The organism is Nocardioides sp. NPDC127514 (assembly GCF_040302125.1).
Taxonomy (GTDB): Bacteria; Actinomycetota; Actinomycetes; order Propionibacteriales; family Nocardioidaceae; genus Nocardioides.
This window is the reverse complement of sequence record NZ_JBEORF010000036.1, coordinates 55,261-76,670: the sequence shown is the minus strand read 5'-3', so window position 1 is coordinate 76,670 and position 21,410 is coordinate 55,261. Positions and strand designations below refer to the sequence as shown.

At 68.7% G+C, this 21,410-nt stretch carries 28 protein-coding genes and 1 pseudogene; 18 read left to right on the top strand and 11 right to left on the bottom strand.

The window, feature by feature from the left end; translation table 11 throughout:
• A pseudogene (locus ABTX24_RS25350) lies at positions 1-95 on the top strand (4-hydroxyphenyl-beta-ketoacyl-CoA hydrolase); the annotation flags it as partial.
• 34 nt (positions 96-129) lie between these two features.
• Here the strand turns inward: ABTX24_RS25350 and ABTX24_RS25345 are convergent.
• The 3 genes from ABTX24_RS25345 to ABTX24_RS25335 all read right to left on the bottom strand — a co-directional run bounded on the left by ABTX24_RS25345 (position 130) and on the right by ABTX24_RS25335 (position 2,990).
• On the bottom strand, positions 130-1,065 hold the full coding sequence (locus ABTX24_RS25345) for a MetQ/NlpA family ABC transporter substrate-binding protein (protein ID WP_160023524.1): 936 nt from the start codon (positions 1,063-1,065) through the stop codon (positions 130-132).
• A 168-nt stretch (positions 1,066-1,233) separates the two neighbouring features.
• Positions 1,234-2,085 (bottom strand): ABC transporter permease, encoded by an 852-nt coding sequence (locus ABTX24_RS25340; RefSeq protein ID WP_350843527.1) that lies wholly within the window; start codon positions 2,083-2,085, stop codon positions 1,234-1,236.
• Entirely contained in the window at positions 2,082-2,990 is a 909-nt protein-coding gene (locus tag ABTX24_RS25335; RefSeq protein ID WP_350843525.1) for an ABC transporter ATP-binding protein, read from the bottom strand. The genes ABTX24_RS25340 and ABTX24_RS25335 overlap by 4 nt, the downstream gene beginning before the upstream one ends.
• A gap of 133 nt (positions 2,991-3,123) precedes the next feature.
• Here ABTX24_RS25335 and ABTX24_RS25330 point away from each other — a divergent pair, with 133 nt between their 5' ends.
• Together ABTX24_RS25330 and ABTX24_RS25325 are read left to right on the top strand one after the other, a co-directional pair.
• Positions 3,124-4,308 (top strand): histidine kinase, encoded by a 1,185-nt coding sequence (locus ABTX24_RS25330; protein WP_350843523.1) that lies wholly within the window; start codon positions 3,124-3,126, stop codon positions 4,306-4,308.
• A complete protein-coding gene (locus tag ABTX24_RS25325) occupies positions 4,305-4,976 on the top strand; it encodes a response regulator (RefSeq protein ID WP_350843521.1) in 672 nt (223 codons plus the stop codon). Before ABTX24_RS25330 ends, ABTX24_RS25325 begins: the two co-directional genes overlap by 4 nt.
• A 17-nt stretch (positions 4,977-4,993) precedes the next feature.
• Here the strand turns inward: ABTX24_RS25325 and ABTX24_RS25320 are convergent, their stop codons facing one another.
• A complete protein-coding gene (locus ABTX24_RS25320) occupies positions 4,994-5,164 on the bottom strand; it encodes a hypothetical protein (protein WP_201451019.1) in 171 nt (56 codons plus the stop codon).
• 130 nt (positions 5,165-5,294) lie between these two features.
• Here ABTX24_RS25320 and ABTX24_RS25315 point away from each other — a divergent pair, with 130 nt between their 5' ends.
• The 6 genes from ABTX24_RS25315 to ABTX24_RS25290 all read left to right on the top strand — a co-directional run bounded on the left by ABTX24_RS25315 (position 5,295) and on the right by ABTX24_RS25290 (position 10,266).
• Positions 5,295-5,759: a helix-turn-helix transcriptional regulator gene (locus ABTX24_RS25315; protein WP_160023530.1), complete on the top strand. Its 465-nt coding sequence runs from the start codon at positions 5,295-5,297 to the stop codon at positions 5,757-5,759.
• Between the two features lie 5 nt (positions 5,760-5,764).
• Positions 5,765-6,187, top strand: coding sequence for a VOC family protein (locus ABTX24_RS25310; RefSeq protein WP_350714040.1), 423 nt, complete (start codon positions 5,765-5,767; stop codon positions 6,185-6,187).
• A gap of 51 nt (positions 6,188-6,238) precedes the next feature.
• Positions 6,239-8,599 carry an ATP-binding cassette domain-containing protein gene (locus ABTX24_RS25305; protein WP_350843519.1) on the top strand — a complete coding sequence of 787 codons (2,361 nt, stop codon included), beginning with the start codon at positions 6,239-6,241 and terminating at the stop codon, positions 8,597-8,599.
• 125 nt (positions 8,600-8,724) lie between these two features.
• Entirely contained in the window at positions 8,725-9,249 is a 525-nt protein-coding gene (locus tag ABTX24_RS25300; RefSeq protein ID WP_350843517.1) for a DUF6069 family protein, read from the top strand.
• Between the two features lie 39 nt (positions 9,250-9,288).
• On the top strand, positions 9,289-9,759 hold the full coding sequence (locus ABTX24_RS25295; RefSeq protein WP_160023536.1) for a VOC family protein: 471 nt from the start codon (positions 9,289-9,291) through the stop codon (positions 9,757-9,759).
• A 21-nt stretch (positions 9,760-9,780) separates the two neighbouring features.
• Entirely contained in the window at positions 9,781-10,266 is a 486-nt protein-coding gene (locus ABTX24_RS25290; protein WP_160023538.1) for a GNAT family N-acetyltransferase, read from the top strand.
• A gap of 34 nt (positions 10,267-10,300) precedes the next feature.
• Here the strand turns inward: ABTX24_RS25290 and ABTX24_RS25285 are convergent, their stop codons facing one another.
• Positions 10,301-10,933 (bottom strand): class I SAM-dependent methyltransferase, encoded by a 633-nt coding sequence (locus ABTX24_RS25285; protein ID WP_160023540.1) that lies wholly within the window; start codon positions 10,931-10,933, stop codon positions 10,301-10,303.
• Positions 10,934-11,007: 74 nt separating this feature from the next.
• Between ABTX24_RS25285 and ABTX24_RS25280 the strand changes: the two genes are divergently transcribed.
• Together ABTX24_RS25280 and ddaH are read left to right on the top strand one after the other, a co-directional pair.
• On the top strand, positions 11,008-11,496 hold the full coding sequence (locus tag ABTX24_RS25280; RefSeq protein WP_160023542.1) for a GNAT family N-acetyltransferase: 489 nt from the start codon (positions 11,008-11,010) through the stop codon (positions 11,494-11,496).
• A gap of 13 nt (positions 11,497-11,509) precedes the next feature.
• A complete protein-coding gene (gene ddaH / locus ABTX24_RS25275; RefSeq protein WP_160023544.1) occupies positions 11,510-12,280 on the top strand; it encodes a dimethylargininase in 771 nt (256 codons plus the stop codon).
• On the opposite strand, the gene ABTX24_RS25270 is transcribed toward ddaH, so the two are convergent.
• Positions 12,271-13,644: a lipase family protein gene (locus ABTX24_RS25270; protein ID WP_350843515.1), complete on the bottom strand. Its 1,374-nt coding sequence runs from the start codon at positions 13,642-13,644 to the stop codon at positions 12,271-12,273. The two genes, ddaH and ABTX24_RS25270, sit on opposite strands and share 10 nt — an antisense overlap.
• Positions 13,645-13,761: 117 nt before the next feature.
• Positions 13,762-14,376 carry a GyrI-like domain-containing protein gene (locus ABTX24_RS25265; protein WP_350843513.1) on the bottom strand — a complete coding sequence of 205 codons (615 nt, stop codon included), beginning with the start codon at positions 14,374-14,376 and terminating at the stop codon, positions 13,762-13,764.
• Between the two features lie 81 nt (positions 14,377-14,457).
• Here ABTX24_RS25265 and ABTX24_RS25260 point away from each other — a divergent pair, with 81 nt between their 5' ends.
• A complete protein-coding gene (locus tag ABTX24_RS25260; protein ID WP_350843511.1) occupies positions 14,458-14,859 on the top strand; it encodes an MmcQ/YjbR family DNA-binding protein in 402 nt (133 codons plus the stop codon).
• Positions 14,856-15,371 (top strand): putative immunity protein, encoded by a 516-nt coding sequence (locus tag ABTX24_RS25255; RefSeq protein ID WP_350843509.1) that lies wholly within the window; start codon positions 14,856-14,858, stop codon positions 15,369-15,371. Before ABTX24_RS25260 ends, ABTX24_RS25255 begins: the two co-directional genes overlap by 4 nt.
• A 33-nt stretch (positions 15,372-15,404) precedes the next feature.
• On the opposite strand, the gene ABTX24_RS25250 is transcribed toward ABTX24_RS25255, so the two are convergent.
• Positions 15,405-16,637 carry a low temperature requirement protein A gene (locus ABTX24_RS25250; RefSeq protein WP_350843507.1) on the bottom strand — a complete coding sequence of 411 codons (1,233 nt, stop codon included), beginning with the start codon at positions 16,635-16,637 and terminating at the stop codon, positions 15,405-15,407.
• A 102-nt stretch (positions 16,638-16,739) separates the two neighbouring features.
• Between ABTX24_RS25250 and ABTX24_RS25245 the strand changes: the two genes are divergently transcribed.
• Positions 16,740-17,096 carry a TraR/DksA family transcriptional regulator gene (locus ABTX24_RS25245; protein WP_350843505.1) on the top strand — a complete coding sequence of 119 codons (357 nt, stop codon included), beginning with the start codon at positions 16,740-16,742 and terminating at the stop codon, positions 17,094-17,096.
• Here ABTX24_RS25245 and ABTX24_RS25240 read toward each other — a convergent pair.
• A complete protein-coding gene (locus ABTX24_RS25240) occupies positions 17,093-17,266 on the bottom strand; it encodes a hypothetical protein (RefSeq protein ID WP_350843504.1) in 174 nt (57 codons plus the stop codon). The genes ABTX24_RS25245 and ABTX24_RS25240 overlap by 4 nt on opposite strands.
• A 59-nt stretch (positions 17,267-17,325) precedes the next feature.
• Here ABTX24_RS25240 and ABTX24_RS25235 point away from each other — a divergent pair, with 59 nt between their 5' ends.
• Together ABTX24_RS25235 and ABTX24_RS25230 are read left to right on the top strand one after the other, a co-directional pair.
• Complete coding sequence (locus ABTX24_RS25235) at positions 17,326-17,628, top strand: hypothetical protein (RefSeq protein ID WP_350843502.1); 303 nt, start codon at positions 17,326-17,328, stop codon at positions 17,626-17,628.
• Between the two features lie 83 nt (positions 17,629-17,711).
• Complete coding sequence (locus ABTX24_RS25230) at positions 17,712-18,101, top strand: DUF1304 domain-containing protein (protein ID WP_350843500.1); 390 nt, start codon at positions 17,712-17,714, stop codon at positions 18,099-18,101.
• Here ABTX24_RS25230 and ABTX24_RS25225 read toward each other — a convergent pair.
• Positions 18,082-19,080, bottom strand: coding sequence for an alpha/beta fold hydrolase (locus tag ABTX24_RS25225; protein ID WP_350843498.1), 999 nt, complete (start codon positions 19,078-19,080; stop codon positions 18,082-18,084). The genes ABTX24_RS25230 and ABTX24_RS25225 overlap by 20 nt on opposite strands.
• 84 nt (positions 19,081-19,164) lie before the next feature.
• Between ABTX24_RS25225 and ABTX24_RS25220 the strand changes: the two genes are divergently transcribed.
• Positions 19,165-20,178, top strand: coding sequence for a tyrosine-type recombinase/integrase (locus ABTX24_RS25220; protein WP_350843496.1), 1,014 nt, complete (start codon positions 19,165-19,167; stop codon positions 20,176-20,178).
• A gap of 71 nt (positions 20,179-20,249) precedes the next feature.
• On the opposite strand, the gene ABTX24_RS25215 is transcribed toward ABTX24_RS25220, so the two are convergent.
• Complete coding sequence (locus ABTX24_RS25215) at positions 20,250-20,852, bottom strand: TetR/AcrR family transcriptional regulator (protein ID WP_350843494.1); 603 nt, start codon at positions 20,850-20,852, stop codon at positions 20,250-20,252.
• 57 nt (positions 20,853-20,909) lie between these two features.
• Between ABTX24_RS25215 and ABTX24_RS25210 the strand changes: the two genes are divergently transcribed.
• Positions 20,910-21,386 carry a cupin domain-containing protein gene (locus tag ABTX24_RS25210; RefSeq protein ID WP_350843492.1) on the top strand — a complete coding sequence of 159 codons (477 nt, stop codon included), beginning with the start codon at positions 20,910-20,912 and terminating at the stop codon, positions 21,384-21,386.
• Positions 21,387-21,410 lie beyond the last annotated feature (24 nt).

Sequence of the window (21,410 nt, the reverse complement as noted above, 5' to 3'; positions counted from 1 at the left end):
CGAAGTACTTCCCGCCACAGCTGGTCAAGCAGCTCAACGGACCGCTTCGGAGCAAGGTGCTGTTCGGCTCCGACTTTCCGGTGATCACCCCCGACTGCACCAGCGGCTCCGCAACGGTGGCCGAGTGCGTCACTGACGCTCCTTGACCTGCTTCTCGGTGTCATCGAGCGACTTCTGCAGGTCCTCGACCGGGATCTTCACCATCTCGGCAGTGTTGCCGGAGGTCTCGTAGACCCCCTGCTGCACGTCCTCGTTGGTCTGGAAGATCTCGACGAGCTTCTTGTAGGTCGCGTTGTCCTTGTCCTCGGCGCGTACGGCGAAGATGTTGACGTAGGGGAGCGCCTTCGGGTCGGAGGGGTCGTCGGTCGCGAGCGCGTCCTCGAACTTGAGGCCGGCGTCCTCGACGAAGTCGTTGTTGATGATCGCCGCGGCGACGTCGGGGAGCGAGGAGGCGGTGATCGAAGCCTGGACCGCCCGGACCTTCACCTTGGACGCGGCGGTGTCGACCTCCTTGATGGTGCTGAACGGGGTGCCGCCGTCGGTCAGCTCGATCAGGCCCTTGGACTGCAGCAGCACCAGACCGCGGGCCTGGTTGGTCTCGTCGTCGGGGACGATCACGGTCTCGCCGGCCTTGATGTCGTCGAGCGAGGAGTACTTCGAGGAGTAGAGACCCAGGGGATAGGTAGCGGTCGAGCCGAGCGCCACCAGGTCGTCGTCGTTCTGGACGTTGTAGTCGGCCAGGAAGATGATGTGCTGGAACTGGTTGAGGTCGAGCTCGCCCTCCGACAGTGCCGGGTTGGGCTGGTTGTAGTCACCGAAGTTCTTGACCTCGAGGTCGATGCCCTCCTCGCGAGCGGCGTCCTGGAAGGTCTTCCAGTAGGGGTCGTCGGCGCCTACGACGCCGATGCTGACCTTGGTCAGCTCGCTGCTCTCGTCGTCGCGGGTGAGGAAGAAGGCGAGGCCGCCGATCACGATGGCGGCGACGACGACGATCCCGATGATCAGCGGGAGCTTGGACTTGGGAGCCTCGATGAGCGGGGTGGGCTCAGGCGTGTTGGAGGACACGGGTGGGAACCTCTTCTAGACGGGATTGTCTCGGCGTTGAGAGCGGACAGCCTGGTTGTTGTCCACCAAAACAGTAGACTTAACGAGGATCACATCCCGATTGTCGGTCACACGCCGAGACGTGTCACGGACCCGTCCCGGCGTGTGCTAGAGGCATGTTTCCCGAGGTCAGGCCAGGTCGCGCCGCCTCATCACGACCACCGCCGCGACCGCTGCGACCAGGACGTACGCGCCCACGGTGATCAGCGCCCGCTCGCCGGAGATCGCATCGAGGACTCCCGGGGTGCCGTTGGGACCGCCGATGATCGCGCCGGCCAACGAGCCTCCGGCGGTGCCTGGGAGCGCGTCGGTGACGGTCTCGATGCCCGGCAGCAGGCTGCCGACGCCGCGCAGCAGGTTCTCGACCACCAACGACCAGACCAGGCCCAGTCCGACGGCGAGCGCCGGCCCCTTGGCGAGCACACCGACGAGGAACCCGAGCAGCGCCCACATCTCCAGCACCAGGAACCCGGAGCCGAACGACTGCGCCAGATCGCTCAGGGCCGGCATCGTGATCGACTCGCCCTCGGTCGCAGCGATCGCCACCGAGACCCCCGCGCACAGAGCCAGGGTCGCGGTCATCATCGCGAAGATGAAGACCGTCACCGCGGTCAGCGAGCCACCCACGGCGGCGAACCGGCTCGGCCCCTGGGTGAAGACCGTCTTCCAGGTGCCCCAGCCGAACCCGTTGCCGGCCACCAGCGCTCCGACCACCATCGCCAGGGCTCCGCCGAACATCGGCAGGCCGCTGACGATGACGTCCGGGATCGCGCTCGGCATCAGCTCGGAGAGGAGCTGGGCGTTGCTGGCGCCGTCGCCGGCGAAGTTGTCGTCGCCGGTCTTGTAGGCGACGTAGTTGAAGACGTACCCGAAGGAGAGCGACAGCGCCAGCCAGGCGCCGACGATCACCCAGATCGCCGACCACTTGCGCAGGCGGAGCAGCTCGGCGGTGGTGCTGTTCATCCAGCCTCTGACGTTCATGACACGAGCTCCTTGTTGCTGGTCATCTCGAAGAAGGCGTCCTCCAGGGAGCGCTCCGCGACGGTGACCTCGTGGACATCGATGGAGTGGGCGACCAGATGACGTACGACATCGGGGGCCCCGGTGGCGGGCAGGTCGACCTCGAGCGTCTCGTTGCCGATGCGGCGTACGCCTTCGTCGCCGGCCATCCGCATCAGAGCAGCCAGAGCGGCGTCCTCGGGGGTGGCCCGGACACGTAGGGTCGCGCCACCGCGCAGATCGGCGACGGTCGACTCGCGCAGCAGACGCCCGTTGTTGATGACACCGACGCGATCGCAGATCTCCTGCACCTCCGCGAGGATGTGGCTGGAGAGGATCACCGTCTGACCGGCTTCGGCGAGCGAGACGACCAGGGCCCGCATGTCGGCCATGCCGGCCGGGTCGAGCCCGTTGGTGGGCTCGTCGAGCACCAGCAGGTCCGGTGAGCCGAGCATCGCGGCGGCGACGCCGAGGCGCTGCTTCATCCCCAGCGAGTAGCCGTTGAAGGCGTCCTTCGCCCTGTCGGCGAGGTCGACCATCTCGAGCACCCGGTCGACCTCGGTGTTCGGCAGCCCTTGGTAGCGCGCCATCGTGCGCAGGTTGTCGCGGCCGTTCAGGTAGGGGTAGAAGCCAGGACCCTCGATCAGCGCGCCGATACGGGCGGTGACCTCGGGTCGTCCGGCGGGACGGCCCAGGACGCTGGCCGATCCGGCGGTGGGCCGGATCAGGCCGAGCATCATCCGCAAGGTGGTCGTCTTGCCGGCCCCGTTGGGGCCGAGGAAGCCGTACACCTCGCCACGCATGACGGTCATGCTGACCCGGTCGACGGCGAGCCTGTCGCCGTACCGCTTGGTCAGCCCGTCGGTCTCAACCACGAGTTCGTTCATGCCTCTCACGCTCTCGTGGCGTCCCCTGGTTCGGCATCGGCGTCGGCGATGCTCCCGGTTACGCAGATCTGCGTAGGCGGCTGGCCGGATTTGTCGTACGCCTCGCGCGGCCGCGCGAACTAGGGTCAGGTCCATGTCCCGGATCCGTCGCCACTGGCTGCCGTGGCTGGTCGTCGTGGTGGTGCTGGTCGGCTCGCTGGGCAGCAATGCCCGCGCCGACACCCGCGGGCCGGCCCTGATCGGGGCACTGCTCGCCCTCGTCGCCATCCTCCCGGTGCTCCTGCAACGGCCTCGCGGCTGGATGCTCGCGGTCAGTGGGCTGTGTGCCGGGGCGTACTTCACCGCGGGCTATGCCGAGGGGCCGGTCTTCATGGCGGTGCCCGTGGTCACCTTCGCGGTGGCGCTCTCGCTGCCGCCGCGACGCTGGATCGGGTGGGCGATCGTGGCTGCGGCGCTGGTCGCCACCGGGATGGTGCTGAACCCCGAGACCCCCCAGCTCGACGGCGGACCCGGACGAGGGCCCTGGGCGCAGGGTGGCGGCCCGGAGGGTGACCTTTCGCTGTGGCAGGCCTTCGGACAGGTGGCGCTCATCGCCGCCTGCGGTGCGATCGCGAGCGCGCTGCGATCGCGCAACGAGGCCCGGGCCCAACGGCAGCGACGGGTGGTCAGTGACGAGCGTGTGCGGATGGCCGCCGACCTGCACGACGGCGTCGGTCACGGGCTCGCGGTGATCGCGATGCAGGCCGGTGCCGCGCTGCACGTCCTCGACCGCGATCCCGAGGCGGCCCGCCGCAACCTGGAGGCGATCCGTGCCGAGAGCAAGGAGTCGCTCGACCTGCTGCGTCGGCAGCTGGCCCGGCTGACCGACACCGAGACCGGCGCCGGCTCGGCCCCGCGGGCACCGGAGCACGGGCTCGCCGACCTGCCTGCTCTCGTCGAGCGCGTGCGCACCGGGGGACTGGAGGTCTCGCTGCGCCTCGAGGTGGGTTCGGCGTCGGCGGAGGCGGAGCGGGCCGCGTATGCAGTGGTCCAGGAGGGGCTCACCAACGTGCTGCGGCATGCCGGAGCGACGCGCGCCGAGGTGTCGATCGTCTCGACGCCCGCGGCCGAGATGGTCGTGACAGTCGACGACGACGGGCGGGGATCGGACATGTTGAGCGGGGAAAGGCGTCCTGGGATGGGAATTGTGGGAATGCGGTCGCGCGTGGAGGCACTTGGGGGCACCCTAGAAGCGGGGCCGGAGGTACGGGGCTTCCGGCTGCGGGCTTCCCTCCCGCTTTCTGGGTCCTCGGCGGGTGGCGCGGAGGGGCTGGCATGAGCAACACAGATCACACGCTGATCAGGGTTGCTCTGGTCGATGACCAGCCCCTCGTTCGCATGGGCCTGGCGACGATGATCGGCGCCGAACCCGACCTGGAGGTCGTCGGCGAGGCCTCCGACGGCAGCGCCGCGCTGCCCATGCTGCGCCGCACTCACCCCGACGTGGTCCTGTGCGACATCCGGATGCCGGTGCTCGACGGCCTCGGCCTGCTGGAGCAGGTCACCCGCGACCCCTCGCTGAAGGACGTACGGGTGGTGATGCTGACGACCTTCGAGCTCGACGAGTACGTCTTCGAGGCCCTGCGACTGGGAGCGAGCGGGTTTCTGCTCAAGGACGCCGAGCCGGTCGCGCTGCTCGACGCGATCCGGGTCGTCGCCGACGGTGGCTCGCTGCTCGCCCCGACGGTGACCAAGCGGGTGATCGAGGAGTTCGGCTCCTCACGTCGGGCGGCGAACCCGCATCCGCGTCTGGGTGATCTGACCGAGCGTGAGCGGGAGATGGTCGCCTGGGTGGCCACCGGCCGCTCCAACGCCGAGATCGCAGCCGAGCTCGTGGTCAGTCCCGACACGGTCCGCACGCACGTCTCGCGTGCGATGGTGAAGCTGCATGCCCGTGACCGCGCCCAGCTCGTCGTCTTCGCGATCGAGTCGGGCCTGAAGGTCTAGCCGGAAGTCGGATCCGGTCAGGCCGCCAGCGGGACGCTGCCCGGCATCACGACCGGGGCACAGCCGCAGGTGTCGCTGCAGGCGAGGTAGGTGTGCACCTCGTGGCCGCACCGGGGGCACGGCAGGAAGTGCGACATCGGGAAGCTGCGTACGTTGGTGTTCTCGGAGTGCTGAGCTGTGTCCCACATGACTTTCTCCTATCCGCGTTTTGTTCCTTCACCTACTCCACGAATGGCATCACGCGATTTCGACATCGTCGGACCGACAACTTGCAGCATCACCAAATTGGAGGGGTCGCCGGCGTGGGAAGATGCGTGGGTGACGACGAAGCCCGACCAGGCGCAGCGGCTGCGCGACCTCAAGCTGCTGCGCAAGGTCAAGGACCGCATCGACAGGGAGTACGCGCAGCCCCTGGACGTCGAGGCTCTCGCCGCCGGCGTACACATGTCGGCCGGGCATCTGAGCAGGGAGTTCAAGAAGGCGTACGGTGAGCCGCCCTACTCCTATCTGATGACCCGCCGCGTCGAGCGCGCCATGACACTGCTGCGGCGCGGTGACCTCAGCGTCACCGACATCTGCTTCGAGGTCGGGTTCTCCTCGCTGGGCACGTTCTCCACCCGGTTCAGCGAGCTCGTCGGGATGTCGCCGAGCGTCTACCGGGAGAGGGCCGTTGCCGGTCAGGCCGGGATCCCTCCGTGCGTGTCCAAGCAGGTCACCCGTCCGATCAGACGGAGTTCGATCAGGAATGAAGAAGCGCCGAGGCCAGATCCTTACCTAGCCTGAGTGGCATGGACATCAACATCTGCCACAGCTACCTTCCGCACACCGACCCGGAGGCCTCGCTGAGGTTCTACCGCGACCTGCTGGGCTTCGAGGTGAGGAAGGACGTCGGGTACGAGGCGATGCGCTGGCTCACCATCGGACCGCCTTCGCAGCCCGCTGTGAGCGTCGTGCTCTACCCGCCTCTCGCCGACCCGAACATCACCGAGGACGAAGGCCGGGTCGTGATGGAGATGATGGCCAAGGGCACCTTCGCCAGCCTCATGCTCTCCTCCCCGGACATCGACGCCGCCTTCGAGAAGATCCAGGCCGGGATCGATGCCGCCGGTGGCGAGATCATGTCGGAGCCGACCGACCAGGACTGGGGGATGCGCGACTGCTCGTTCCGCGACCCGGCGGGCAACATGGTCCGTCTCCAGCAGATCAAGTGAGCCGCGAAAATGTGCACGCCCGGGTTCAATCCTCCGGCTAGCCTGACCGCCATGAGCCATCCCAGCACGGCCGCACACGATGCCGACACGCACGATCTGATCCGCGTCCAGGGCGCCCGGCAGAACAACCTCAAGGACGTCTCGGTCGAGATCCCGAAGCGCCGGCTATCCGTGTTCACCGGGGTGTCGGGCTCGGGGAAGTCGTCGCTGGTCTTCGGCACGATCGCGGCGGAGTCGCGGCGGCTGATCGACGAGACGTACTCGACCTTCATCCAGGGGTTCATGCCCAGCCTGCCGCGACCGGAGGTCGACGCGATGGAGGGGCTGACCACCGCCATCCTGGTCGACCAGGAGCGGCTCGGCGCCAACCCGCGCTCGACGCTCGGCACCGTCACCGACGCCTACGCGATGCTCCGCAGTCTGTTCAGCCGGCTCGGAGACCCCTATATCGGTGGTCCGACCGCGTTCTCGTTCAACATCCCCACGACCCGCGCGAGCGGTGTGATGACCGGCCCCAAGGGCGAGAAGACGATCGTCAAGGACGCGGTCTACCTCGGCGGTATGTGTGCCGAGTGCGAGGGCCGCGGGACGATCTCCGATCTCGACCTGGCGGTCATCGTCGACGAGTCGAAGTCGCTGGTCGACGGGGCGATCCTGGTGCCCGGCTACACCGCCGACGGGTGGATGGTGGCCGCCTACAAGGTCGTCGTGCCGCCGGACGTCCCGATCAAGGACCTCACCGAGGAGCAGCGCCACGACCTGCTCTACGCCGAGCCGCGCAAGATCAAGCTCGAAGGCATCAACGCGACCTACGAGGGCCTGATCCCGAAGATCCGCAAGTCGATGTTCAGCAAGGACGTCGAGGCGCTGCAGCCCCACATCAAGAAGTTCGTGGAAGCCGCGGCGGTCTTCAAGCCGTGCCCGGCCTGTGGCGGGACCCGGCTCAACGAGTCGGCGCTCTCCTCGAAGATCCGCGGCAAGTCGATCGCTGACGTGTGCGCGATGCAGGTCACCGACGCCGCGGAGTGGCTGCGAAGCATCGACGACCCGGGCGTGGCGCCGCTGGTCGCGGGGCTGCTGCACCTGTTCGACTCGTTCGTCGAGATCGGCCTCGGCTATCTCTCCCTCGACCGGCCCTCGGGCACCCTGAGCGGCGGTGAGGCGCAGCGTACGAAGATGGTCCGTCATCTCGGCTCCGCGCTCACCGACGTGACCTACGTCTTCGACGAACCGACCGTCGGGCTGCACCCGCACGACATCCAGCGGATGAACAAGCTGCTCCTCGACCTGCGCGACAAGGGCAACACCGTGCTGGTTGTCGAGCACAAGCCGGAGACCATCGCGATCGCCGACCACGTCGTCGACCTCGGTCCCGGTGCCGGCAGCGACGGCGGCACGATCTGCTTCGAGGGCACCTACGAGGGGCTCGCCGCTGCCGACACGCTCACCGGGCGCCACCTCGGCCACCGGGCGTCGGTGAAGGAGACCGTCCGCACCCCGAAGGGGCAGCTGGAGATCCGCGGCGCGACCTCGCACAACCTGCGCAACGTCGACGTCGACATCCCGCTCGGAGTGCTGACCGTTGTCACCGGTGTCGCCGGCTCGGGGAAGTCGTCGCTGATCCACGGTTCCATTCCGGCCAGTGCCGACGTGGAGTTCGTCGACCAGAGCGCGATCAAGGGATCGCGGCGCAGCAACCCGGCGACGTACACGGGTCTTCTCGAGCCGATCCGCAAGGCGTTCGCGAAGGCCAACGGGGTCAAGCCGGCGCTCTTCTCGGCCAACTCCGAGGGTGCCTGCCCGACCTGCAAGGGCAACGGCATGATCTACACCGAGCTCGGGTTCATGGAGACGGTCGCCTCGCCCTGTGAGGACTGCGGCGGCAAGCGGTTCCAGGCGCTGGTGCTCGAATACCGTCTCGGCGGGCTCAACATCGCCGAGGTGCTCGACCTCTCGGTCGCCAAGGCGCACGCCTTCTTCTCCGAGGGCGTGTCGAAGGTGCCCGCGGCCGCCAAGATCCTCGAGCGAATGTCCGACGTCGGCCTCGGCTACCTCAAGCTCGGCCAGCCGCTCAACACCCTCTCCGGCGGCGAGCGGCAGCGGATCAAGCTGGCCATGCACCTGGGGGAGAAGGGTGGGACGTACGTCCTCGACGAGCCGACCACCGGTCTCCACCTCGCCGACGTCGACAACCTGCTGGCGCTGCTCGACAAGCTGGTCGACGCCGGCAAGTCGGTGATCGTGATCGAGCACCACCAGGCGGTCATGGCTCACGCCGACTGGATCATCGACCTCGGCCCGGGAGCCGGTCACGACGGCGGCCTGGTCGTCTTCGAAGGCACGCCCGCCGAGCTCGTCGCCAAGAAGTCGACGCTCACCGGTGAGCACCTGGCGGCGTACGTCGGGGCCTGAGCTCGAGCGGCTGGACGGGTTCGGGTGGCGGGAATCACGCCTGTTTGAGGGCATCTGGATGCGGTCGGCCGCGAGCGGCGCGCTTAGTGTGCGTTGGTTGCAGCATCAACGAAGGAGCCGCCGCGATGACCCTCTACGTTCCCGAGCACAGGCGTACGCCCGGGCAGTCCGAGCACACCGCTTGGACCCGTCCGGCCCAGCCGGCGGTGGAGATGACTCCGGTGCGGGAGCGGCCGGCGCCGGTATGGCCGCGCGGGCTGGTGGCCACCGCCATCGCCGCGGTCACCACCAGCCTGATGGCCGTGATCGCCAAGGCGGCCGGGGTCGACTTCGGCAGCAGCGTGGGCGACGTACCGCTCTCGGCGTTCCCGATGCTCACCGTCTACTGCACCGTGATCGGGATCATCATCGCCGAGGTGATGAGCCGGGTGGCCACGATGCCCCGCTCGACCTTCCAGATCACCACGATCGTGCTCACCGGACTCTCGCTGGTCCCCGACGTGCTGCCGTTCTTCGAGTTCGACCTGGCCTTCGTCGGGGTCCTGTGCCTGACCCACATCGTCGCCGCCGCGATCGTGGTCCCGATGATCGCCGGGCGGATGGAGGAGCGCCGCGGCCTCGGGCTGCCCGCTCCTGCCCACCGCCGATAGCGGACGCCGACCGTCCTATTTCGGTGTCATGGTGGAGCCATGGCACTAGAGACCCGAACCTTCCAGGTCACCTTCGACGCGCACGACCCACGCGCGCTCTCCACGTTCTGGCGTGACGTCCTCGGCTACGTCCATCCGGGCCCACCGGGAGTCGACGTCCCCGAAGGCAGCGACCCGCTGGACGCGTGGGACGAGTTCCTCGCTCGTGTCGGGGTGCCGGAAGAGCAGCGCAACAACGCCTCGGCGATCGAGGACCCCACAGGCACCGGTCCGCGCGTCTTCTTCCAGCGCGTGCCGGAGTCGAAGACCGCCAAGAACCGCGTCCACCTCGACGTCCGGGCCGCTCCCGGACTGCAGGGTGAGGAGCGGATGGCCGCCCTCGAGGCGGAGTGCGAGCGTGCCGTGGCGCTGGGAGCCACCCGCGTCCGCCGGTTCGAGCCCGAACCGCCGATGAGCAACGGCTTCATCGTGATGCAGGATCCCGAGGGAAACGAGTGGTGTCTCGACTGAGCGTCTCCCTATCCTCTGGGCATGAGGATCAGGGCGGCAGTCGTCGATGACGCCGAGGCGTTGACCGACCTCCATCTCGATGTGTGGGAGGAGGCGTACGCAGGTCTGATGCCCGACAGGATCTTCACCGAGCGGCGATCACTGCGATCGGCGAGGGTCGATCGCTGGCGTGCGAACATCGAGACCGGCCCGATCTCCAACCTGGTGGCTGAGGCCGACGAGCCAGGGCGGCTGCTGGGCTTCGCCAGCTTCGGGCCTGCTCGCGACGTGGGCCCGGGATTGCCCTCGCTCGAACTCTCGGCCCTCTATGTCCGCGCGGAGAGGTACGGCACCGGCCTCGGCCATGCCCTCTTCGAGGCGGCGGTCGGGGGCTCCGCTGCGTACCTCTGGGTTCTCGACGGCAACCAGCGCGCATCGGCGTTCTACGAGCGTCAGGGCTTCCGCTTCGACGGCGAGACCAAGGCCGACCCCGTCGGCATCGAACGCAGGATGGTCCGCGACTGCTGAGGAGCCTGACCTCGGGGTGAAAGAAACTTTTCTTTCACCCCGAGACGGCGCGGCGGGCGAGCAGGGTCGAGTCGTCGATCTGGACCGGGACGCCGTCTCGGATGGTCAAGCGCGGGCGCTGCTCGACGACGACCGGCTCGAACCCGGCAGGCAGTCCAGGGAGCAGGTCCGAGGCGAGGAACATCGCGTTGTGATGGCCATGGCGCGCGAAGACCTCGGAGGGCGCGTGGCCGACGACCAGGAGGTGGCCCCCGGGCGCGACCGCGGTGGCCAGGCGGCCGGCGACCTCGACCATGCTCCCGTCGGGGGTGTGCAGGAAGTGGCACGTGACCAGGTCGAACTGCCGGCCCTCGGCGTCGAAGGTGCGGGCGTCGACCTGCCACCAGGACGTACGGTCCGCGACCCCGGCGTCCTCGGCATGCCGCCGCGCCCGGGCCAGACCGTTGGCCGAGAAGTCGGCGCCGGTGACCGTCCAGCCCTGCTGCGCGAGCCAGATGACGTCGCCGCCCTCGCCGCAGCCGACATCGAGCGCGGTGCCGGGCGTGAGCTCGGAGACCTCGGCGACGAGCTGGGGGTTCGGGTTGCCGCTCCAGACCTTCTCCTCGCCGGAGTAGCGCTCCTCCCACGACTCCGGCTCGAACATCCTGCGGTCCTCGTCCTCGCTCATGGTGCTCAATCTAGCCGCCGCCCCAGTCAAAACCCTGTGCGTTCGGAGCACGCCGTGTGGTTGCCTTGCCGGCGATGATCACCCTGAGCGATCGCCTGGTCCGTCCGACGACGGCCGTACGCACCTCATATCTCACCGGCGAACAGGCCGACTGCCTCCTGCGCGGCACCGACACCGACTGGCTCGGGCCGGCGAGCACGGACTTCGACGGGTTCGTCGCTGCCCGGGACCACGTCAAGGAGCGCTGGGACGTGATGTCCACGATCTACTGGTACGTCTCCGAGGAGCACTATCTCGGCACCCTCGTCGTGCGCCACACGCTGACCCCCGAGCTCGCCGTCGACGGCGGTCACATCGGCTACCACGTCGTCGCGCCGTGGCGGCGCCAGGGCCACGCGACCCGCATGCTCGAGCTCGGTCTCGAGAAGGCCCGCGAGCACGGTGTCTCGCGTGCCCTGCTCACCTGCGCCCCCTCCAACGAGCCGTCCCGGCGGGTGATCGAGAAGAACGGGGGCGTGCTCGACGAGCAGCTCGGCAACGAGCTCCGGTTCTGGATCGGGTAGGGATACTTCACCCATGCACGCTCTCGTACGCCGCCCCTCGCCCCGCCTCGCCGAGGGGCTCGTCACCCACATCGAGCGGAGCCCGGTCGACGTCGGCCTCGCCCAGGAGCAGTGGGAGGCGTACGTCTCCGCGATGCGCTCCGCCGGCTGGACCACCCACGAGGTCGATCCCGCCGACGACTGCCCGGACTCGGTCTTCATCGAGGACACGATGGTTGTCTTCGCTGACCTGGCCGTGATCAGCCGGCCGGGTGCCCCGGAGCGGCGCCCGGAGATCGGCGCTGCCGAGGACGCGGTCCGCGCGCGGGGCTACCGGATCGCCCACATCGAGGCCCCTGGAACTCTCGACGGCGGCGACGTGCTCAAGCACGGCGACACCGTGTGGGTGGGAGAGGGCGGGCGTACGAACGCCGAGGGGATCGCCCAGCTCCGGGCACTGCTCGGACCGCTCGGCGCGGAGGTCGTCGCCGTCCCCCTCACCAAGGTGCTCCATCTCAAGTCGGCCGTCACCGCGCTGCCCGACGGCACCGTCATCGGCCACGAGCCGCTCGTCGACGACCCGAGCGTGTGGGGGGCCCGGTTCCTGCCGGTCCCGGAGGAATCGGGCTCCCACGTGGTCGTCCTCGACGACCGCACACTGTTGATGGCCGCCTCGGCGCCGCTGAGCAGAGCGTTGTTCGAGGAGCGTGGCTATACGGTCGTACCGGTCGACATCTCCGAGTTCGAGAAACTCGAAGGGTGCGTCACCTGCCTGTCCGTGCGGCTGCGAGCCGCTCAGGGCTGAATCGGCATCGTCGCGCAGTTGGATCCGGTGGCGATGCCCTTGACCCGGTCGGTCACCCAGTTGACCGCATCGGTCTGGTCGACCAGCAGCGGCGTCACGTGGTTGGTGATCAGCCCGTCGCCGAGGTTGGGCAGGACGACCGCCTTGTAGGTCACCCGGGCGCCACGGCCGCACCAGTCGACAGCGAGCTGGCGTGACTGCGCGTGCGGGACGATGTCGTCCTGGGTGCCGGTCGCCAGCCGCACCGGGACCCGCGGAGCCACATGGCCGAGCTTCTGCGCATCGATGATGCCCCGGACCACCGGCTCGCGCTCGATGATGTCGTCGAGGCTCTCGCCCGTCGTCGTCCAGCTGGTGCTGCGCCGGAACGGGTAGCCGATGATCCCGTCCGCGACGCATGCCGTCGAGAGATCCTCGAGCGCCGCCTTGCCGGTCGCGTTCAGGTTCTCGTCCAGGATCGGTCCGAGCTCCGGGTTGGACTGTGCCAGGCCGTTGATCGTCCAGCCGAGAGCGGCCACCAGCGCCGACCCGTCGATACCCTCTGCGGTCGCGCGCAGGTCTGCCGGCGGCGCGCCCACGTAGGCGCCCACGAGGTTGACGTCGGGAGCGTACGTCGCGGCGAGCTCGGAGGCCGAGCCGGTCGCGCCGCCGCCCTGGCTGTAGCCGTAGAGCGCGACGCGCGACCCGGTGGTCACCGATGCGTCCGGGACCTCGCGCGCCGCTCGCGCGGCGTCGAGGACGGCATGTCCGCCGTCGATGCGGTCGACGTAGGTGTGGAGACGGTCGGTGGCGCCCAGGCCGACATAGTCGGTGACCATCACCGCGACGCCACGCGCCAGCAGGCGGTAGATCCCGATGTCCTCGTAGCCCACCGAGACGGTCTTGCCGTTGAAGAGGATCGGACGCTCCAGACCGAGCGATGCCGAGCACTGGTCACCCTGGCCCATGGTGCCGGGCGCGACGACGACGAGCGGCCGGTCGCCGGCGCCGCTCCAGGCCGCGAACGGCTCGATGTAGGCGCCGGTCACCGCAGCCGGGGCGCCGTTGTTGTCGGTGGTCTTGTACATGACCCGGGTCGCGGTGCCGGGCAGCGAGCCGATGCCCGGGATCGAGAGGCCGACGCCGAGGGGGAGCGGCTCGGTGCGTACGAGCGCTCCGTCGGCGTCGGGAAGCGTCGCCGGCGGGTTGTAGAACTCCGGGATCTCGACGCCGCGGGAGACGACGGCGGTGCTCTGGTCGGCGGCCACGGCCGGCGTGGCCAGGGCGGCGGGCATGACGGCGGCGACGGCCAGAGCCGTCACCAGGGTGCGTACGGCGTGCTTGCCGGGACGCTTCACGAACAGCCTCGATGCGTGCTGAGCCATGGGGGACTCTCCTCACGTAAGCGGGACCGCTTCGTCCCGAGTTACTGAAGAGTAATGTGAGCGCCGTCACGGTGACAAGGGTTTCAGTCCACACTTGTACACCGAGATTCGCGGCGCCTACGAGACGACTGGCTGGCGCAGGATCGTGCGGAGCTTCGCGGGCTCGACCCGTCGCGGATCGCCCAGATAGATCTCGTGGTGCTTTCCGGTCATCCGCATCCCGTGCTGGGGGATGAACCGCTCGTGCAGCTCCTCGAGCACCGGGCCCTCGTCGTCGTAGGACCCGATGTGCAGCGTCTGCACGCAGGTGCCTTCTGTCAGCGTCTCCATGCGCACCTTGCTCAGGCTCGCCGGGCGGTCCTTGGCGCCGACCTTGGCGACCGCCTCGTCGAACATCTGTTCGGTGACCCAGTCGGGCGTCATGATCATCGCGGTCCAGTCCCACCGCGACTTGTCCCGTGCCCGGGTGAAGGCGTCCATGTCCTCGGCCCACCACAGCGCCTCCAGCGGCGGCACCACGTAGTCGCGGCCCTCGTTCTTGCTGGCGAACTTCAGCTTGTACGCCACCGGGTAGAGCGCCGCGAGCGCGTCGGCGTACTCCTGGGCGGTGTTGGGGTCACCGTGCCCGTCGACCATCAGGTAGGGGAGTGGCGGCACCTCGAGCACCCGGAACTCACCCTGACGTGCCCGATAGCTGTCGAGCGTCTTCTTCAGATCCACCTTCGTCGCCATGAGGCCATGATGTCGCGCCGTCGAGGTCGGCGGACGCGAAACTCGGGTGCCGTCGGGGGAGTCTGCGCCTACGCTCCGGACATGGCAACCGTGGCGGACGTCCGCTGGCTCGGCTCGAGCCTGGAGCGGTCCTACGAGGTCTTCGTACGCGGCCGGCTGAAGTTCCGGGTCGGCTCGATCGTCTATGTCGCTTTCTCTCTGGACGAGACCGAGATGGGGTTCGGCTTCCCGAAGGAGGAGCGCGCCGCGCTGGTCGCGAGCGCGCCCGACACGTTCCACCTGCCCCGCGAGTCGGAGATGCGGTTCAACTGGGTGGAGTCGTCCCTGGCCGCGCTCGACCCCGTCGAGGCGTGTGAGTTCGTCGTCGACGCCTGGCGCCTGTGCGTCCCGAAGAAGGTCTCCGCCGCCTACGACCTCACCCACCCCGACGGGCCCGGACCGGACCGTCCGGAGACCGGGCCGGCGAACGAGGGAGAGCGATGATCCTGGCCAAGGAACGCGACCCGCGCCTGATCACGGTCCGCCGCGGTGGCACGCTCACCGACGCCGACCACCAGCTGCTCGCGCTGTGGGCGGCGACGTGCGCAGAGCACGTCCTCCCGCTCTTCGAGGCGGAGTGCCCCGACGACCCGCGCCCCCGGGAGGCCATCGAGGCCGCGCGCTCCTGGGCCCGCGGTGAGCTCAAGATGATGGAGACGCGCGCTCTCGGCGGTCACGCCATGGGAGCGGCCCGACCCTTGCGTGGAGCCGCCCGCAACGCCGCCTACTCCGCCGGACAGGCCGGCGTGGTCGCCCATGTCGCGGCCCACGACCTGGGCGCGGCCGCGTACGCCATCAAGGCCGTGCGCGACGCGGCCCCTCCCGGCGAGGCCATCGAGGCCGGGCGCCGGGAGTGCCGCTGGCAGCGCGAGCAGCTCCCGGACCCCATCCGCGACCTCGTCCTCGACGACCAGCGGATCCGCAACGAGATCTGCTGGTCGGTCTTCGACTGCTGAGGTCGAGCTGTGCGCGCCGATCCGCCGGGCCGTTCAGATGGTCTCGACATCGGCGGCCACGTGGCGATAGCCCCATGATTCGTAGACGACGACCGTCACGAAGGGCGCGGCGGCAACGATCAGCAGGGACCAGCCGAGCGAGACGCCAGTTGCCGCCGCGACCACGCCGAGCGCCAGGACCGCGAGCATGCCCACGGCCAAGTTGACGTGCAGCATGTCGACGCGCCCCATCAGTGATGAGTAGATGCCGAAGTACGCGATCGTGAAGACTGCCAACGGGATCACGACCGACAGCACCGCACCGAGCACGCCGATGGTCGCCTCGCCCTCCATGACGTACGCCGCCACATGGATGCCACCGCCGAAGGCTGCAACCGAGGCGAAGATGAGGATATGGCCGTAGGCGAAGATCCAGGCCCGTTCTCGATGGCGCTCGATGAAGTGGGCAAACGGAATGATGTAGTAGTCCCACCAGATCCCGAAGGCCAACAGCGTGCCGGCGACCACGAGCAGGATCGACTCCTGTGACCAGCCGACGTGCTCGACGGCCGAGGCCACCGCCGCGACCGTTCCGAGGATGACCTCGCCCAGCGTGATGATGAGCAGCAGCCCGTAGCGCTCAGCGATGTGTTCCGCATTCCAGGGCATGCCCCAGCGGCGTTTGGCGTAGATCGGGCCGATCATCTCGATGCCGTAGAAGACGACCGACGCGAGCACCACCAGTGCCACCGAGCTCGTCTGAGTCACCGCGAGGACCACCCAACCGACCTGCGCGACAAGGATCGACCCGGCATAGGTGAGCGCGGTGTTGCGGTAGGCGGGGGACTGCGACGCAGCCCGAAGCCATTGGGCGACCATCGCGACGCGCATCACGATGTAGCCCCCGACCAGGACGCGGTTGTCGAGCACTCCACCGTGGTCGATCGACTCGAACAACGGCGCAACGCCGAGGGCCACGACGATGGCGCCGGCCATCTGCACGATCGTGAGAGCGCGGAAGACCCAATCGTCGGTGTCGAACCCGGAGGCGAACCACGCGAAGTTGATCCATGCCCAGCAGATCGCCACGACGGTGAACAGGAACCCGCCGATCGCGGGCCCCAGATGCTCCTCGGCGACCAGGTGAGCGAACGCGTTGCCGGCTTGCGCGAACGCGACGACGAACGCGAGGTCGAACAGCAGCTCCAGGGGAGTGGCGGAGCGACCCACCTCGTTGGGGTCGCGTCCGCTCATCCGCATCAGCCGATGAGGTCGCACCACGGTCATGGCGAAGATCCTGCCACCGCGGCGCCCTCTCGGCGAGAGGCGTTTCAGACCGACGGACGACCCCGGAGCACCAGCGAGGACCATCGAGTTACCGTCGACCACATGGATCAGGCGCGCGAACGGCTCGAGACCGAGCGCCGGCAGACGCTCGCGCGCCTGGCGGACCTCACCGACGACTTCGACGCTGTCGTCGCGGCCTCCCGCGACACCAACGCCGACGACGAGCACGATCCTGAGGGCGCGACGATCGCCTTCGAGCGGTCCCAGGTCCAAGCGCTCGTACGCCAGGCGCGAGAGCATCTCACCGAGATCGACGCCGCGCTGGAGCGCGTGAGCGCGGGCACGTACGGGACCTGTGAAGGCTGCGGCCGGCCGATCGGCGCGGGCCGCCTCGAGGCGCGCCCGGTCGCGCGCACGTGCATCAGCTGTGCCGGGAAGCCGAGGGAACGGCTGCGCTAGCGGCGATGCCGACCGGGCTGGTCACGCATCCCGACGAGATCGTCGTGGATTCGGCGTGCGCGCCGTCTCTCCAGCCTCGCCACCAGGAAACCGGCTGCGGCCGCGAGCACCATCAGGACCAGGAGCACCACCACCGTGGCGCCCACCATGTCCAGGACGTAGCTCGTCATTGCGGGCAGGTACCCGATGTCGTCTGCGTATATGCACGGGCTTCGATACGGTGGCCGTTATGTCAGGTGAACCCGAAGACTCGATCCGCCTGTGCTGTCTCCTGTGGGCGCACGGGGGAGAGGCCGAGGCGCTCCACGCCTACGAGGACCGCGTCCTGAAGTTGATCTCGGAGCACGGCGGGGAAGTGGTGCACCGGGCGATCGCCGACGACGCGCCCGGGCAGCCCGACGAGGTCCAGCTCTTCCGGTTCCCGCACCAGGCCGCGCTGGACGCCTACATGAACGACGAGCGGCGTACGGCACTCAGCGCCGAGCGCGACGCAGCCGTCGCGCGCACCGAGGTGTTCCCGGTGCGGTTCTGAGGATCGGTCCGAGGATCGGTCCGAGGATCGGTTACTGTCAGCCTCAGCCGGTGCTCGAGCACCCAACCCGGAAGAGGTCTGTGATGGTCGTTGCTGGATTGGTGCTCGCCGCTCTGGCCGCCCTGGTGCACGTCTACATCTTCGTCATGGAGTCGTTGACCTGGACGAGCCCGAAGACGCGGGCGGTGTTCGGGCTCGGCGCCGAGGAGGCCGAGGCGACCAAGGAGCTGGCGTTCAACCAGGGCTTCTACAACCTGTTCCTCGCCATCGTCACCGCGGTCGGCATCGTCCTGTACCCGGTCTGCTCCGCAGCGGTCGGCTCGGCCCTGGTCTTCGCCGGAGCAGGCTCGATGGCAGCCGCCGCGGCGGTGCTGTTCATCTCCTCGCCCGACAAGCGCGGCGCGGCGCTCAAGCAGGGCGTCATCCCGCTGCTCGCCGTCGTCGCCCTGGCGATCAGCCTGGCTCTGAGCTAGCCAGGAACTCGAGCAGGAGCTTGTTGGTCTCCTCGGGGCGCTCCTGCTGGACCCAGTGTCCACACCGGGGGAGTACCACCGATCGAGTGAGACCCGGCAGGGTCTGGTCGAAGCGTTCGATCTGGCGCCGGCCGGTGATCGCGGGCCCGTCGTACTCGCCGGCGACGAAGAGCGACGGCACCCTGATCGGCACGTCGCCGAAGGCCGCGAGATCCTCCCAGTCGCGGTCGATGTTGCGGTAGCGCGCGAGCGGACCGAAGAAGTCGGAGTCGGCGAACTCGCGGGCGTAGAAGTCGACATCGGCATCGCTCAGCCACTCGGGCATCTCGGTGGGGTAGCTGAACTGGTCCGAGAGCCGGTCGCCGCGTGGCACCAACCCGAGCGCCCCGCGCGGATCCCCGCCGGCGGCGAGCACACCGTCGCCCGAGATCGAGTAGTAGATGCCGAGCAGCCAGCGGCGTACGTCAGGCAGTATCTCGGCCTCGACGACACCCGGGGTCTGGAAGTAGGAGATGTAGAAGTCTTCGTCGTCACCGCCGGCCTGTGCCATCGCCTCGGTGGGCCGACGGCGTCCGGAGGGGCTGAACGGCACCGACAGTCCGGCGACGGCGGTGAAGACGTCCGGCCTCAGCTGAGCCGTCGTCCAGGCGATCGGAGCGCCCCAGTCGTGCCCGACGATGGTGGCCGTCTCCGCGCCCAGGGCGTGCACCAGGCCGACGTTGTCGCCGACATGGCGCAGCATCCGGTAGTCCTCGATCGCACGCGGCTTCGAGGACCCGCCGTAGCCACGGACGTCGATCGCAACCGCCCGGTAGCCGGCGTCGGCGAGCGCGGCGATCTGGTGGCGCCACGAGTACCAGGACTCCGGAAACCCGTGAACCAGGATCACGAGCCGGCCGTCCGCCGGCCCTGACTCAACCCAGTGCAGGTCGATTCCGTTGACGTGTTCGGTGCGGTGAGTCACAGCAGTGTCGGCCACGGCCGGAGTCTGCCACCATTCCCGATTTCCGCGATAGTACCCCCTATCGCAGAAATGTTCGAAAAGACTGTAATATCGGGGGATGTGAGCGTACCTGACGATGGTGTGATGTTCGGCGATGTCGTCGAGGAGTTCCTGACCGACCGGGCCACACTCACGCGCCGCGGGCTCAACGACAAGTCTCGCAGCGCCTACCGGCAGGACATCGCCGCCTGGGCGCGGCAGCTGCATGTCGACGCGGGCGGCGAGCCTGATGCCGACGTTCTGGCGCTGGTCCCGATCTCGGCGCTGACCGATCAGAACGTACGCATCGCCTACAGGTCGCTGCGGGAGAGCTCGGCCGCAGCCACCTGTCAACGCCGCGTCGGCACGCTGCGGCTCTTCACCCATTGGCTGCAGCTCGAGGGACACCTGCTGGTGGACCCGACGCTGCGTATCGAGGCACCCGAGCGGCCCAGCCGGCTGCCAGCTGGCTGGAGCGTCGACGAGCTCCGCCGCCTGGCACGGGTCGCGTCGACCCCGCGCGAAGGCACCGACCGGCGCCGCTGGCCGGCTCGGGACCGGGCGATCTTCGCGGTGCTGGTCACCACCGGCGTACGTGCCGCGGAGCTGTGCGGTCTCACCATCGGCTCCATCCGGCGCGAGCCCGACGGCGAGACGCTGGTGCGGGTCATCGGCAAGGGCGACAAGCAGCGCAACCTGCCGCTGCCACCCGAGGCCGTCGACGCGGTCGATCTCTACCTGGTCGAGCTGGAGGCCCGTTTCGGCGCTCGCGACGCAGCCGACAGTCTGTTCCTGCTGACCTCGGGCAAGCAGCTGCGTCCTGGCGCGCTGAACCATCTGGTCGAGACCTGGATCCGCCTGGCCGGCGTCCCGAAGCAGCCTGGAGAAGCCGCGCATGCGTTTCGGCACAGCGCCGCTAAGGGACTGATCCGTTCCGGCGTACCGGTGCCTGCCGTGCAGGGGCTGCTCGGTCACGAAGACCTCAAGACGACCGGGATCTACGTCAAGGCGACCGCCGCCGACACGCGCGACGCCGTCCTGCTCTCACCAGCGCGTGAGGTGCTACGTGAGACCGCTGAGCCATTCGAGCAGTAAGCGTTACGGCTTCAGCTCGGACGACGGAAGTCCGTGACATCCGGCAGTTGTTCTAACCGGCCGACACGCAGTCACGCCGGCGGTGGGTCCTCCATAGTCCGGGCGAGCAGTGCACGAGCCATCCACAACTGCAGGTCCCGGACGTCATCCGGATCCAGGTGCGCGATGTCGCGGAGCCAGACCCGCGTCTCGATGCCGCACACACTGCGGATCGCCACCGCGAGCCGATGGGCGGCTTCCTCGCCGAGATCCGCTCGGACCGGGTCGAGCGCCTCCTCCAGCCACCCGATCGCCCGGCCTTGACGCAACGGCAGCTCGTGCGGCGCTTCGCCGAGCGAGAGCCGCAGCATGGCGCGCTGCTGGTGCTCGGTGCGTTCGATGGTGTCGATGAGCGCGGTCACCACGGCGTCGACCCGGGCGTCGACGCCCTCCGGCGCAGGATCGGGCATCAGTGACGCAGCCGCCGTCTCCGGGAAGGCCGCGGCAAGGAGGTCGGCCTGCGTCGGGAAGTACCGGTACGCCGTCGTCCGGGATATGCCTGACTCTTTCGCGACGTCCTCGACGCGAGGAGTGTCACCGCTCTCGATGAGCCTGCGCGCCGTCCCAAGGAGGTGCTCACGGGTGCGCTGCTTCTGGTTGCTACGGCCGGTTGCGAGGTAGCTGTTGGTTGACACAATCCATATGGTATGGCAGTTTCATTATAGGATTCAAGTCCCATAAAGGAGTACGACATGAACGGACAGATCGCAGTGGCACCGGTGGTACGTCACGCGGGTGAGGGCGAGAAGCTCTGGTTCGCCGGAGGTGGCATCTGGACCTGGAAGACCTCCGGCGCCGACCCCGGCGAAGGACTGAGCGTGGTCGAGATCGAGATGAACGCAGGCAAGGTGACACCGATGCACACGCACCCGGTCGCCGAGTCGCTCTGGGTCCTCGAGGGCCAGCTGCGCTACCGCATCAACACTGACGACGTCGAGCTCGACACCGGCGACTTCGTGATGGTGCCCCGCGACGTGCCGCACGCCTTCATGGTGCTGAGCGACGTGGCCCGAGTGCTGGCGCTCCAGCCGTCGGACGCGTGCGAGGCGTTCTATCGCGGCGCCTCCGAGCCGCTCGAAGGGTCTGCCCGTGTGACCGACTTCGACCGGATCGCACGGAGCGGGGAACTCAACGGCGGCATCACCATCGTCGGGCCGCCGCCGTTCTGATCAGAGTTGCCGCCACGAGCAATC